Origin of the sequence: Rubrivivax gelatinosus IL144 (genome assembly GCF_000284255.1) — a bacterium.
Lineage (GTDB): Bacteria > Pseudomonadota > Gammaproteobacteria > Burkholderiales > Burkholderiaceae_C > Rubrivivax > Rubrivivax gelatinosus_A.
Map to the genome: position 1 here is coordinate 919,178 of NC_017075.1, position 12,813 is coordinate 931,990.

Annotated in this window: 11 protein-coding genes and 1 tRNA gene; 9 read left to right on the forward strand and 3 right to left on the reverse strand. The window is 69.8% G+C overall.

Annotation, left to right across the window (positions count from 1 at the left end):
- The first annotated feature begins 4 nt into the window (after positions 1-4).
- The 3 genes from RGE_RS04340 (at position 5) to RGE_RS04350 (ending at position 2,947) form a co-directional block, all read left to right on the forward strand.
- Positions 5-81: transfer RNA gene (locus RGE_RS04340), tRNA-Ile, on the forward strand.
- 81 nt (positions 82-162) lie between these two features.
- Positions 163-525, forward strand: coding sequence for a nucleotide pyrophosphohydrolase (locus tag RGE_RS04345; RefSeq protein WP_014427097.1), 363 nt, complete (start codon positions 163-165; stop codon positions 523-525).
- 16 nt (positions 526-541) lie between these two features.
- Complete coding sequence (locus RGE_RS04350; RefSeq protein ID WP_014427098.1) at positions 542-2,947, forward strand: DNA/RNA helicase domain-containing protein; 2,406 nt, start codon at positions 542-544, stop codon at positions 2,945-2,947.
- A gap of 49 nt (positions 2,948-2,996) precedes the next feature.
- Here the strand turns inward: RGE_RS04350 and RGE_RS04355 are convergent, their stop codons facing one another.
- Together RGE_RS04355 and RGE_RS04360 are read right to left on the reverse strand one after the other, a co-directional pair.
- On the reverse strand, positions 2,997-3,383 hold the full coding sequence (locus RGE_RS04355; protein ID WP_014427099.1) for a VOC family protein: 387 nt from the start codon (positions 3,381-3,383) through the stop codon (positions 2,997-2,999).
- 94 nt (positions 3,384-3,477) lie between these two features.
- Positions 3,478-4,521 carry a carbamate kinase gene (locus tag RGE_RS04360; RefSeq protein ID WP_014427100.1) on the reverse strand — a complete coding sequence of 348 codons (1,044 nt, stop codon included), beginning with the start codon at positions 4,519-4,521 and terminating at the stop codon, positions 3,478-3,480.
- Positions 4,522-4,795: 274 nt separating this feature from the next.
- Here RGE_RS04360 and RGE_RS04365 point away from each other — a divergent pair, with 274 nt between their 5' ends.
- From RGE_RS04365 to allS, 6 genes are all read left to right on the forward strand, one after another.
- The gene (locus RGE_RS04365) at positions 4,796-6,052 is read left to right on the forward strand and encodes an MFS transporter (RefSeq protein WP_052310965.1); all 1,257 of its coding nucleotides are present in this window, start codon (positions 4,796-4,798) and stop codon (positions 6,050-6,052) included.
- A gap of 68 nt (positions 6,053-6,120) precedes the next feature.
- The gene (locus RGE_RS04370; protein ID WP_014427102.1) at positions 6,121-7,365 is read left to right on the forward strand and encodes an MFS transporter; all 1,245 of its coding nucleotides are present in this window, start codon (positions 6,121-6,123) and stop codon (positions 7,363-7,365) included.
- Between the two features lie 24 nt (positions 7,366-7,389).
- The gene (gene fdrA / locus RGE_RS04375) at positions 7,390-9,045 is read left to right on the forward strand and encodes an acyl-CoA synthetase FdrA (RefSeq protein ID WP_014427103.1); all 1,656 of its coding nucleotides are present in this window, start codon (positions 7,390-7,392) and stop codon (positions 9,043-9,045) included.
- A 17-nt stretch (positions 9,046-9,062) separates the two neighbouring features.
- Complete coding sequence (locus RGE_RS04380) at positions 9,063-10,328, forward strand: YlbE family protein (protein WP_014427104.1); 1,266 nt, start codon at positions 9,063-9,065, stop codon at positions 10,326-10,328.
- Positions 10,329-10,367: 39 nt separating this feature from the next.
- On the forward strand, positions 10,368-11,171 hold the full coding sequence (locus RGE_RS04385; protein WP_014427105.1) for a DUF2877 domain-containing protein: 804 nt from the start codon (positions 10,368-10,370) through the stop codon (positions 11,169-11,171).
- A 69-nt stretch (positions 11,172-11,240) separates the two neighbouring features.
- Positions 11,241-12,236 carry an HTH-type transcriptional activator AllS gene (allS, locus tag RGE_RS04390; protein WP_014427106.1) on the forward strand — a complete coding sequence of 332 codons (996 nt, stop codon included), beginning with the start codon at positions 11,241-11,243 and terminating at the stop codon, positions 12,234-12,236.
- Positions 12,237-12,243: 7 nt separating this feature from the next.
- On the opposite strand, the gene RGE_RS04395 is transcribed toward allS, so the two are convergent.
- The gene (locus RGE_RS04395; protein WP_014427107.1) at positions 12,244-12,804 is read right to left on the reverse strand and encodes a GNAT family N-acetyltransferase; all 561 of its coding nucleotides are present in this window, start codon (positions 12,802-12,804) and stop codon (positions 12,244-12,246) included.
- Positions 12,805-12,813 lie beyond the last annotated feature (9 nt).

The window sequence follows — 12,813 nt, forward strand, 5'->3', positions numbered from 1 at the left end:
ACGGGGGCCGTTAGCTCAGTCGGTTAGAGCAGAGGACTCATAATCCTTTGGTCCGGGGTTCGAGCCCCCGACGGCCTACCACCTGCCACCGGCTTGTGTGCGGTGACGCCGCTTGGCGGCGTTCGTGAGCCACCTATGATCCTGCATCGACAACCGCGACCCATGCAGGACATCGTGACCGACTCGCTCCGAGATCTGGCGCAACAGCTCGACGCCTTTGCCCGCGAACGCGACTGGCAGACTTTCCACTCGCCGAAGAACCTTGCCTCCGCACTGATCGTCGAGGCCGGTGAGCTGCTCGAGCCCTTCCAGTGGTTGACCGAAAAGCAGAGCCGTGAGCTCTCCCCCGAACGTCGCGATGCCGTCGCCAGCGAGATCGCTGACGTGCTGCTCTACCTGATCCAGTTGTCCAGCGCGCTGGGCGTCGACCCGGTGGCCGCGGCGCAGGCGAAGTTGCGACTCAACGCCGAGCGTTATCCGGTCGACAAGGCGCGAGGCAACGCCCGCAAGCACGACGAACTGTGAGGTCGGGGCTGGCGGCGTGATCATCTATCAGGCATCAAAGAGCGAGTTTCTGCACCACGCGCTGCGGGACGACATCGAGGACATCGTGTCGCGTCAGTACCGGCACGCAACCGGACACGGCGTTGCCGCGCCGGAGATGCAAGCCTGGAAGCATTCGCTGCTCGAGATGGCCAAGGTACTCCAGGACGAGGAAATCCCGGCCGACGCCGGCGTCGCCATCGAGTACCAGTTGCCTCAGACGTCCAAGCGCATCGACTTCGTCATCACCGGCGAGGATGCCCAGGCGCGTAGCAAGGTCGTCATCGTCGAACTGAAGCAGTGGTCCGAATCCCGGCGCAGCGACAAGGACGCCATTGTCTGGGCACGCCGCGGTGGCAAGGCCGGCGAGCGCGAAGGACCGCATCCCTCCTACCAAGCCTGGTCTTACGCCGCGTATCTCCAGGACTTCAACACCGCGGTGCAGGAATGCGGCATGGCGCTTCAGCCTTGCGCCTATCTGCACAACCACCCGCGTGATGGGGAGATCGACCACCCGCATTACCGCGAGTACATGGAGCGTGCGCCGCTGTTCCTGGCGCGTGAGCGCGCACGGTTGCAAGCGTTCATCCGCCAGCACGTGCGCCATGGCGATCGCAAGGGCGTGCTGTACGCGATCGAGAACGGGCGAATCCGGCCGTCGAAGATGCTGGCCGATAGCGTGGCCGGGCTGCTGCAGGGCAAGCCCGAGTTCGTGCTGATCGATGACCAGAAGCTGGTCTACGAGAGCGTCCTGGCTGCCGACGCTCGCGCGGACGGCCGCCGTCAGGTGGTCATCGTTCAGGGTGGCCCCGGGACCGGCAAGTCGGTCCTGGCGATCAACCTGCTGGCCGCCCTGCTCAAGCGTGGCCGCAACGCGCGCTATGTCTCGAAGAACGCCGCCCCTCGCGCCGTGTACGAGGCCAAGCTGGCCGGCACGATGAAGAAGGGACGCATCAGCAACCTGTTCAGCGGTTCGGGCGCGTTCGTCGAAACGGAGCCCGACAGCTTCGACACCTTGATCGTCGATGAGGCGCACCGGCTCAACGAGAAGAGTGGCCTGTATCGCAATCTGGGCGAAAACCAAGTCAAGGAACTGATCCGCGCCGCTCGCTGCACGGTCTTCTTTGTCGACGACGACCAGCGTGTGACGCTGATGGATATCGGTCACACCGAAGAACTGAGGCAGAGAGCGCGTGCCGTAGGCGCCGAGATCACCGAGCTGGAGTTGTCGTCGCAGTTCCGTTGCAACGGAAGCGACGGTTACCTTGCCTGGCTCGACGACACGCTTGACATCCGAGCCACCGCCAACCCGCTGCTCGACACGGGCGACTACGACTTCCGCGTCTTCGACGATCCCGCCGAGATGCATGCGCTGATCGAATCGAAGAACCGCAGCAACAACCGCTCGCGTGTCGTCGCCGGCTACTGCTGGACCTGGCCGAGCAAGAAGAACCCGCAGGCCTGGGACATCGATCTGCCCGACTTCGACTATCGGCGCCGATGGAACCTCAATCAGGACGGCAGCCTGTGGATCGTCGCTCCGGGCTCGGTCGAGCAGGTCGGCTGCATCCACACTTGCCAGGGGCTGGAGCTGGATTACGTCGGCGTGATCATCGGACCGGACATGGTGTACCGCGACGAACGCGTCGTCACCGATGCCACCCGTCGCGCTTCTTCAGACCAGTCGGTCAAGGGTCTCAAGCAGATGCTGCGGAGCGAACCAGGCCCTGCGCGTGAACTGGCCGACCGCATCGTCAAGAACACCTACCGCACGCTGATGACGCGCGGCATGAAGGGCTGCTACGTCTACTGCACCGATCCGGTGCTGGCGCAGTATCTGCGGAGCCGATTGAAGTCCGCGACCACGATCGAGGCCGAGCCTCAACCTCAGGATGTCGCCAAGGTCGTGCCTCTGCGGCGCGTCACCGCCGCAGAGCGGGCAGCAGGCATGCCTGCCGTGCCCCTGCTCGACCTGCGCTTTGCCGCAGGGACGTTCTCCGACTTTCAGTCGCTGGACGATGGTGCGATCGACTGGGTTGCGCCGCCGGACTGGATTCGTCCCCAGCCGGGCATGTTCGTCGCGCAGGTCGTCGGCGAATCGATGAACCGGCGCATTCCCAATGGCGCCTGGTGCCTGTTCCGTGCCAACCCTGGCGGCACGCGCCAAGGCAAGGTCGTAGTCGCTCAACACCGGAGCATCGACGATCCCGAACTCGGCGGGCGCTACACCGTGAAGGTCTACTCCAGCGAAAAAGTGACGGACGGCGACGGTGGCTGGCGCCATCTTCGCATCACCTTGAGGCCGGATTCGGACCGGCCCGAGTATCGGCCGATCGAACTGGACCTGAGCGACGCTGACGACCCTGTGGTGATCGTGGCTGAGTTGCTGGACGTCCTGGAATAGCAGTCGTTAACGGCGCAGAGAGTTCTGCTGGCGCGAGTCGCACCGCGCTTCACTGCCCCTGCGGCGGCTCCCAAAGCTCGACCTTGTTCCCCTCCGGATCGATCACCCAGCCGAACTTGCCGTATTCGGAGTCGTCGCTCTTGTCCAGCACCTCGCAGCCCTCGGCGCGCAGCGCCTGCAGCAGCGCGGCCAGGTCGGCGACTCGGTAGTTCACCATGAAGGACGCGCGGCCCGGCGCGAAGGGGGCGTCGGCGGCGGCGCCGATCGACCAGATCGTCGTGCCGCCGGTCGGATGGCCCTCGTCGTCGCTCCAGCTGAAGGCGGCGCCGCCCCAGGGCTGCACGTCTATGCCCAGGTGGCGCTGGTACCAGGCGCGCAGCGCCTCGGGGTCCCGGGCGTGGAAGAAGATCCCGCCGATGCCGGTGACTCGTTTCATCTGACGCTCCTTCGGCCGCGTCAGGGGCCGCCGTGCAGTGTGCACGGCGGCGGCGGGGCCACCATCCCCTGGGCCAGGGCGGCCCGCGGGGCGCTCAGGCGGTCGCCAGGGCCGCGGGCGTGCGCAGCAAACGGCTGTTGGCGTCGGCCGCGGCCTCGTCCTCCCCTTCGGCCTCGTGGTCGTGCACGATGTGCGTTCCGGTCTCGCCCATCAGCGCTGGCACCGCGGTCTCCAGGCTGGTGATGATCACGCGCCGGCCGCCGGTCTCCAGGAAGCGGATCGCCGCCTCGATCTTCGGCCCCATGCTGCCGGCCGGGAAGTGACCCTGGGCCAGGTAGCGCTTCATCTCGCTCAGCGAGGCGCGCGCCAGGTCGAGCTGCTCGGGCTTGCCGAAGTGGATCGCGACACGCGGCACGGCGGTCAGGATCATCATGTCGCGGATGCCCAGCACGTTGGCCATCACCGCCGCCGTCAGATCCTTGTCGATGACGGCCTCGACGCCGCGCCGGCGGCCCGCCTCGTCGCGCAGCACCGGGATGCCGCCGCCGCCGCCGGCGATGACCACGGTGCGGCCGCACATCAGGGCCTCGACCAGCGAGACGTCGCAGATGTGCTTGGGCTTGGGCGAAGGCACGACGTAGCGCCAGCCGCGGCCCGAGTCCTCGCGCACCGTCACGCCCAGCTCGGCGGCCAGCGCCTTGGCCTGGGCCTCGCTGAAGAAGGGGCCGACGGGCTTGGTCGGGTTGGCGAACGCCGGGTCGTGGCGGTCGACCTCGACCTGCGTCACCAGGCCGACGACGTGGCGCGGGTTGCCGGCTTCGCGCAGCGCGTTCTCGAAAGCCTGGGCCAGGATGTAGGCCAGCGCCCCCTGGGTCTGCGCCACCAGGATGTCCAGCGACTGCGGCGCGACGCGGTCCTGCGCCGCGGCGTTGGCCAGCAGCAGCTTGCCGACCTGCGGGCCGTTGCCGTGCACGACGACGAGCTGGTTGTCGAGTTCGAGCAGCGGCAGCATCGCCCGGGCCGTGGCCGCGGCGATCGCCTTCTGCTCCTCGGGCGTGCCACGGCCCTCGGCCGGGTCGAGGGCGTTGCCGCCCACCGCGACGATCAGGCGGCGCGGAACGGAGAACGGTTGGGTCATCGCATGTACTCCTGCAGAACGGTCAGTCTTTGCAATGGCCATTGTCGAAACGGCGATTCCCCCGTTCGTTCGAATCGGTCTCACAGTGCAATGCCGATCTTTCGAATCGCCACGAGGCGCTGAAACCGGGCTTTCCGCGATTCGAACGGTCGCCATTGCATTGTTGAGAGCTGTTTGAAAGTCGCAGAAAACGATGCCGGACGGCTGCCCTGAGCGGGGCATCGTGATGACACTGGCTGCGTCGTCAACTGAACGCAGCACAGAGGTAGAAGCAATGTCATCGATCTCGACACCGGACCGCGGCCTGGAGGCCGCGACGGAGCGCAGGGCCGGGATTCCCGGTTGGTGGATCACCGTGGCCGTGTTCTGGCTCGGCTGGATCTTCATGTATGCCGACCGCACCATCCTCAACCCGGTGATGAAGGACATCCAGACCGAGTTCGGCCTGAGCGGCACGCAGCTCGGCATCATCAGCAGCGCCTTCTTCCTGTCGTACGCGCTGCTGCAGGTGCCGGCCGGCGTGCTCGGCGACCGCATCGGCCGCAAGAAGGTGCTGGTGCCCGGCTTCCTGCTGTTCGGCCTGTTCACCGCGGTCAGCGGCATGGCCAGGAGCTTCGTCGCCTTCGTCGCCGCGCGCATCGTCACCGGCGCCGGCCAGGGCACCTATTACGGCCCGCAGTACGGCATCGCGGCCGAGCAGATCCCGGCGCGCAACCGCTCGCTGGGCAGCGCGCTGATCAACTCGGGCATGGCCTTCGGCATCGCGCTCGGGCTGATGGTCTCGTCCTGGGTCGCGCACTCGCTGGGCTACGGCTGGCGCGCGCCGTTCTTCGTGATGGCCGTGCCGACGGTGGTGATGGCGCTGCTGATCTGGTGGCTGATCAAGGAGAACCCGCGCCCGACCGGCGCCCAGGCGCAGGCGCACTCGAACAAGGGCGCGTTCACCGCGCTGCTGAAGAACCGCAACCTGCTGGTCACCTACGTGATGGTGTTCTGCTCGCTGTTCGGCTTCTTCATGATCCTCACCTGGCTGCCGTACTACCTGCAGACCGAGCGCGGTATCCCGGTCAAGGAGATCGGCAACATCAGCTCGCTGGTGGCCTGGGTGTCCATCCCCGGCGGCCTGCTGTTCGCGCAGGTCTCCGACAAGCTCGGCAAGCGCAAGCCGCTGGTCTTCGTGCTGGTGCCGATCGCCGCGGCCAGCCTGATCAGCATCGCCTGGCTGCAGGACGTGAACCAGGTCATCGCCGCGATCTGCGTCTACGGCTTCTTCGGCAAGCTGGCGCTGGACCCGGTGCTGATCGCCACCGTCGCCGACAACACGCCCAAGGAGAACTACGGCACGGCCTTCGGCATCTTCAACTTCGTCGGCATGAGCTCGTCGATCCTGGCACCGACGATCGCCGGCTTCGTCTCCGACGCCACCGGCAGCCTGGCCGCCAACTTCTACATCTCCGCCGCGGTGCTCGCGGCCGGGATGATCGGCATGAGCTTCCTGCGCGAAGCTCCGAAACAGGCCGCTGCGGCGTGATCGTCGTGCCCGGTGCGGGCCGCCGGTCCCGGCCGCCCCGCACCGAGCCCCCTGCGACGGAGTAAACGATGACTGCCCCGATCTATCCCAAGCCGCTGCCGACCCGCGCGATCGACCGTCGCGTCGGCATCCCGGGCTGGTGGATCACCGTGTTCCTGTTCTGGCTCGGCTGGATCTTCATGTACGCCGACCGCACCGTGCTGAACCCGGTCATGAAGGACATCCAGACCGAGTTCGGCCTCAGCGCGACGCAGCTCGGTCTGGTCAGCAGTTCGTTCTTCCTGTCGTACGCGGTGCTGCAGATCCCGGCCGGCGTGCTCGGCGACCGCATCGGCCGCAAGAAGGTGCTGGTGCCCGGCTTCGTGCTGTTCGGCGTGCTGACGGCGGTCACCGGCGTCGTGCGCTCGTACTGGGAACTGCTGCTGGCGCGCATCGGCACCGGCGCCGCCGAAGGCACCTACTACGGCCCGCAGTTCGGCATCAGCGCCGAGCAGATCCCCGCCGCGCACCGCTCGCTGGGCATGGCGCTGATCAACTCGGGCATGGCCTTCGGCATCGCGCTCGGGCTGATGGCCTCGAGCTGGGTGGCGCACACGCTGGAGCTGGGCTGGCGCACGCCGTTCTATTTCATGGCCGTGCCGACCATCGTCACCGGGCTGCTGATCGCCTGGCTGATCAAGGAGAACCCGCGCCGCCCCGGCGCGCTGGCCGAGGCCCACACGCGCTCGTTCACCTCGCTGCTGAGGAACCGCAACCTGCTGGTCACCTACGTGATGGTGTTCTGCTCGCTGTTCGGCTTCTTCATGATCCTCACCTGGCTGCCGTACTACCTGCAGACCGAACGCGGCATCCCGGTCAAGGAGATCGGCAACGTCAGCTCGCTGGTGGCCTGGGTGTCGATCCCCGGCGGCCTGCTGTTCGCGCGCATCTCCGACAAGCTCGGCCGGCGCAAGCCGCTGGTCTTCGTGCTGGTGCCGATCGCCGTCGCCAGCCTGATCAGCATCGCCTGGCTGCAGGACGTGAACCAGGTGATCGTCGCGATCTGCGTCTACGGCTTCTTCGGCAAGCTGGCGCTGGACCCGGTGCTGATCGCCACCGTCGCCGACAACGCCCCCGAGGCGCGCTACGGCACGGCCTACGGCATCTACAACTTCGTCGGCATGTGCTCGTCGATCGTCGCGCCGACGATCGCCGGCTTCGTCTCCGACGCCACCGGCAGCCTGGCCGCCAACTTCTACATCTCCGCCGCCGTGCTGGCCTTCGGCATGGCGTGCATGGCCCTGCTGCGCGAGCGCCCCGGCGCGCGCGCCTGAACCCGATCCACGAAAGGATTCCCCATGTTGCACTGCTTCATCCTGAAAGGCAGTTTCCAGGACTCCGTCACCTTGATGGTGCTGTCGCGCGACCTGTCGGCGCTGCCCGGCGTCGCCAAGGCCTCGGTGATGATGGGCACGCCCGCCAACAAGGACGTGTTCCGCGAGACCGGCCTGTGGCACGACACGCTGGACGAGGCCACGCCCAGCGACGTCTGCGTCATCGTCGACTGCGAGGACGCGGCGCGTGCCGCCGGCGTGCTCGAGGAGCTGAAGACGCGGCTGGCCGACGTCGCCAAGAGCCGGCGCGCCTCGGGCTACCCGGTGGCGCGCAGCTGGCGCCGGGCGCGCCAGCTGGTGCCCGACGCCAACGTCGCGCTGGTCTCGGTGGCCGGCCACTACGCCGCCGACGTCGCGCGCCAGGCGCTGGACGACGGCTGCCACGTGATGATGTTCTCCGACAACGTGCCGGTCGAGGCCGAGGTCGAGCTCAAGCTCGCGGCGCGCCGCCGCGGCCTGATCGTCATGGGCCCGGACTGCGGCACCTCGGTCATCGGCGGCGTGCCGCTGGCCTTCGCCAACCGCATGCCCAAGGGGCCGATCGCGGTGATCGGCGCCTCGGGCACCGGCATCCAGGAGATCTGCTCGCAGATCGCCGCACGCGGCGCCGGCATCACGCACGCCATCGGCCTGGGCGGCCGCGACCTGTCGGCGGCGGTGGGCGGCATCAGCGCGCTGACGGCGATCGACTTCGTCGCCGCCGACGCCGCCAGCCGCGTCGTCGTCTTCGTCTCCAAGCCGCCGGCGCCGGAAGTCAAGGCGCGCGTGCTGGCCGCGCTCAAGCTGATGCAGCGGCCGGTGGTCGCGCTCTTCCTCGGTGACCGCCAGGCCGCGCGCCGCGACGGCAACGTGCACTTCGCGCAGACGCTGGACGGCGCCGCGGCGCTGGCGGTGGACCTGGCCAACGTCGACTCGCAGGCCTCGCACCAGCCTTCGGCCGCCGGCCTGGGCATCTGCGGCCTGTACACCGGCGGCACGCTGGCCGCCGAGGCGGCGCAGCTGCTGGCCGACGCGCTGGGGCTGCACGCCGACGAGACGCACGCCGAGGGCTACATGCTGCGCAGCGGCGGCCACCGCGTCATCGACCTCGGCGACGACCTCTACACCCGCGGCCGGCCGCACCCGATGATCGACCCGACGCTGCGCAACGAGATGATCCGCGCGCTCGCCGACGAGCCCACCTACGGCGTGCTGCTGCTCGACGTCGTGCTCGGCTACGGCGCCAACGCCGACCCGGCCGGCGTCACCGCACGCGCCGTCGCCGAGATGCGCGCTGCACGCGGCGGCGCGCCGATCACGGTCATCGCCACGCTGACCGGCACCGACCAGGACCCGCAGGACCGCGCCAGCCAGGCCGCGAAGCTGGAGGAGGCCGGCATCGTGATCGCCGAGAGCACGCGCACCGCGGTCGAGCTGGCGCTGCGCCTGGTGCAGCCGCCGGTGGCCGGCATCGGCGCGCCGCCGCCGCTGCTGGCCGCGCCGCCGGCGATCGTGAACATCGGCCTGCGCGGCTTCGCCGACGAACTGCAGGCCGGCGGCACGAACGTCGTCCATTACCTCTGGGAACCGATCGCGGGCGGCAATCAACGCCTGCAGCGGCTGGTCGCCGCACTGCAATGACGAAACGGAGCGATTCCATGTACGAAACCATCAACGAAGCCAACGAAGCCGTCCTCAACGAGATCAAGCGTGCGCGGCCCCGCCTCGTCGACGTGCGTCCTGCCGCCGACTGCATCCCGGTGCTGCGCGAAGGCAGGACGCTGCTGCACGCCGGCCCGCCGAGCGCCTGGGCCGACATGACCGGCCCGATGCAGGGCGCGGTGCTGGGCGCGGCGATGTTCGAAGGCTGGGCGCGCGACGCCGAAGAGGCCGAACGCCTGGCCGCCAGCGGTGAGATCCGCTTCACGCCCTGCCACGACCACTCGGCCGTCGGCCCGATGGGCGGCATCACCTCGGCGTCTATGCCGGTGCTGGTGGTGCTCAACGAGGTCCAGGGCAACACCGCCTTCTGCAACCTCAACGAAGGCATCGGCAAGGTGATGCGCTTCGGCGCCTTCGAAGGCGAGGTGCAGACCCGCCTGGCCTGGATGCGCGACGTGCTCGGCCCGGTGCTGTCGCAGGCGCTGGGCATGGTGCCCGGCGGCATCGACCTGTCGGTGCTGATGGCGCAGGCGATCACGATGGGCGACGAGTTCCACCAGCGCAACATCGCCGCCTCGGCGCTGCTGCTCAAGCTGCTGGCGCCGGACATCGCCGCCTGCGAGGCCAGCACCCAGCACAAGGAGGAGGTGCTGCGTTTCCTCGGCCGCACCGACCAGTTCTTCCTCAACGTCGCGATGGCCTATTGCAAGTGCGTGATGGACGCCGGCGCGGCGATCGAGGCCGGCAGCATCGTCACCGCGATGACGCGCAACGGCCGCGACTTCGGCATCCGCGTCAGCGGCACCGGCAAGCGCTGGTTCACGGCGCCGGTCAACACGCCGGCGGGCCTCTTCTTCACCGGCTTCAGCCAGGACGACGCCAACCCCGACATCGGCGACTCGGCGATCACCGAGACGCTGGGCATCGGCGGCGCGGCGATGATCGCCGCCCCGGGCGTCACGCGTTTCGTCGGCGCCGGCGGCTTCAGCGACGCGCTGGAGACCAGCGAGGAGATGCGCGAGATCTACGTCGACAGCTCGCCGATGTTCCAGATCCCGACCTGGGACTTCCAGGCCGCCTGCCTGGGGCTGGATGTGCGCCGCGTCGTCGAGACCGGCATCACGCCGGTCATCAACACCGGCATCGCGCACCGCAAGGCCGGCATCGGCCAGGTCGGCGCCGGCACCGTGCGGCCGCCGCGCGGCTGCTTCGAGAAGGCGCTGGAGGCGGTGGCCGAGACCGTCGGCGTCGCCGTCGACTGAGGGCCGGGCGAAGGCGGCGCGACGATCACCCTGCGCATCATGAGCACCGCCTTCGCCCCCCGCTCGACCGTGCTGGCGCTCAGCGAGGCGGCGGCGCGCGCGCTGGACGGCCGCGTCGCCACCGTCGTGGCGCTGCACCGACGCGGCTTGAGCGTCGTGCTGCCCGGCGGCGAGCCGATCTTCGTCGGCCCGCCGGGCGCCGGCCTGCTGCCGCTGCACGTCGTCGTGCGTCGCGAGGCGTTCGAAGCGCTGCGCGGCCTGGGCGTCGGCGCCCGCCTGCGCTGGGACCTGGCGGGCGCGCGGCGCTGGCGCCTGGGCCTGGGCGGCCGCCTTGCGCTGCCGGCGCTCGACGCCGGCGTGGCGCGGCTGGCGGCCGGGCTGCGCGCCCGGCCGCCCGGCAACGGCATCGGCGGCAGCCAGGCCGAGGTGCTGGCCGGCGACGGCCTCGTGCGCCGGGCCTTGCAGGCCGCGGCCGACGGCACCGCGGCGCCGGCCTTGGTGCGCCTCGTCGGCCGCGGCGCCGGGTCGACACCGGCCGGCGACGACGTGCTGATCGGCGCGCTGGCCCACGGCTGGCTCGTCGACGGCGCCGACAGCGCCTTGCGCCGGGCGCTGCTGCCGCAGCGCGAGGCGCTGGGCGCGCTGACCACGCCGCTGGGCGCGGCCTATCTGCGCCGCGCGCTCGACGGCGTCTTCGGCAGCCACCTGATCCAGCTCTGCCGGGCGCTGCCGGGCGCCGACGAGCGCCTGGACCGCCGTGCCGGGCGCGTGGCGCAGCACGGCGCCAGTTCCGGCATCGACACGCTGCTCGGCTTCGTCGCCGCGCACGAACTGCGCCGCTAACATCGACCGCTCCGTCCAGACCCCCGTCCGGCGCTGTCCGCGGCGCCGGGCGCGACCCGCCGATTCCCCGTGTCCCGCTCCCCGAACCTGGACCCCGAAGCCCTGCGCACCTTCGTCGCGGTCGCCCAGCTGCGCAGTTTTTCCGCCGCCGCCGACCTGCTGCACAAGACGACCTCGGCGATCTCCTACCGCATCAAGTCGCTGGAGGACAGCGCCGGCGTGCCGCTGCTGCAGCGCACCACGCGCACCGTGACGCTGACGCCCGCCGGCGAGGTGCTGCTGACGCGGGCCAGCCAGATCTTCGACTGGATGCAGAGCCTGCCGCGCGAGCTGGAGCAGGCCAACGCCGGCGTCGAGTCGGAGCTGGTCATCGTCGTCAACAACCTGCTGCACGACAGCGCCGCGATGTCCGAGCTGCTGGCGCACCTGCACGAGCGTTTCCCGTACACGACGATCAAGGTGCGCTTCGGCGTCTACATGGGCGTCTGGGACGAGCTGGTGCACAACGGCGCGCGCATCGGCATCGGCGCACCGGGTTTCCACACCATCAACGACGACTTCGCCACCTTGCCGCTGGGCGAGATCCGCTGGGTGTTCGTCGTCGCGCCCAGCCATCCGCTGGCGCGCCAGCGCGAGCCGCTGGGCAACGACGCGCTGCGGCCGTACCCGGCGGTCAACGTCGAGGACACCTCGCAGCGCATGAAGAAGCGCACCGCCTGGCGGCTGCCGGGCCAGCAGGAGCTGCTGGTGCCCGACCTGGCGACCAAGATCGCCTGCCACGAACGCGGCCTGGGCGTCGGCTTCCTGCCGGCGGCGAGGGCGCGCGCGGCGCTGCGCGCCGGCACGCTGGTCGAGCGCACGGTGAGTTATCCGCGTTCGTCGTCGCCGCTGTCGCTGGCCTGGCCGACGCAGGGTGCCGGCGCCGTCACGGCCCACATCCGCGAGCTGTTCGCGACGCGCGATCGGCTCGCGCTGCCGTTCCTGAGCCCGCTCGCGCCGCCGGCCGAAACCGTGCCCGCGGCCGCCGAGGGCGAGGAGCCGCAGGCCCCGGCCGGCTCGTCCTGACGCGGCCTCAGCGCCGGGCCTCGGCCCAGTCGCGGCGCAGCAGCCCGTAGATCGCGCTGTCCGAGACCTCGCCGTCGACGACCCAGCGCTCGCGCAGCAGGCCTTCGAGCTGGAAGCCCAGGCGGCGCAGCGTCGCCGCCGACGCTTCGTTGCGCGGGTCGATGTCGGCTTCGACGCGGTTCAGCTCCAGCAGCTCGAAGCCGTAGCGCAGCAGCGCCTGCAGCGCCTCGTGCATGTAGCCCCGGCCCCAGGCGGCGTGGGCGAGTGCGTAGCCCATCTCGGCGCGGCGGCAGCCGGCGACGATGTCGAACAGCGTGCACTGGCCGATCAGCGCGCCGTCGTCGCGGCGCTCGATGCCCAGCCGCAGATGGCGGCCGCTGTCGAGCGCACGCAGGTCGGACTCGATCGCCTCGTCGGCCTGCGCCGTCGAGGTCCACGGCGGCGTGCTCCAGTAGCGCATCACGCGCGGGTCCGAGAAGATCGCGAAGACCGCCTCGGCGTCGTCGGCGCGGTAGGGGCGCAGCGTCAGGCGTTCGGTCTGCAGCGGCAGCGCCGGGAAGTGCGTCATGGCTGCGTC

What these genes read in the sequence shown, in the direction of transcription:
- RGE_RS04360 (WP_014427100.1), bottom strand. Translation starts at nt 4,521, where the DNA reads ATGACCCAACCGTTCTCCGTTCCGCGCCGCCTGATCGTCGCGGTGGGC.
- RGE_RS04380 (WP_014427104.1), top strand. Translation starts at nt 9,063, where the DNA reads ATGTACGAAACCATCAACGAAGCCAACGAAGCCGTCCTCAACGAGATC.
- RGE_RS04385 (WP_014427105.1), top strand. Translation starts at nt 10,368, where the DNA reads ATGAGCACCGCCTTCGCCCCCCGCTCGACCGTGCTGGCGCTCAGCGAG.
- RGE_RS04345 (WP_014427097.1), top strand. Translation starts at nt 163, where the DNA reads ATGCAGGACATCGTGACCGACTCGCTCCGAGATCTGGCGCAACAGCTC.
- RGE_RS04395 (WP_014427107.1), bottom strand. Translation starts at nt 12,804, where the DNA reads ATGACGCACTTCCCGGCGCTGCCGCTGCAGACCGAACGCCTGACGCTG.
- RGE_RS04355 (WP_014427099.1), bottom strand. Translation starts at nt 3,383, where the DNA reads ATGAAACGAGTCACCGGCATCGGCGGGATCTTCTTCCACGCCCGGGAC.
- fdrA (WP_014427103.1), top strand. Translation starts at nt 7,390, where the DNA reads ATGTTGCACTGCTTCATCCTGAAAGGCAGTTTCCAGGACTCCGTCACC.
- RGE_RS04365 (WP_052310965.1), top strand. Translation starts at nt 4,796, where the DNA reads ATGTCATCGATCTCGACACCGGACCGCGGCCTGGAGGCCGCGACGGAG.
- RGE_RS04370 (WP_014427102.1), top strand. Translation starts at nt 6,121, where the DNA reads ATGACTGCCCCGATCTATCCCAAGCCGCTGCCGACCCGCGCGATCGAC.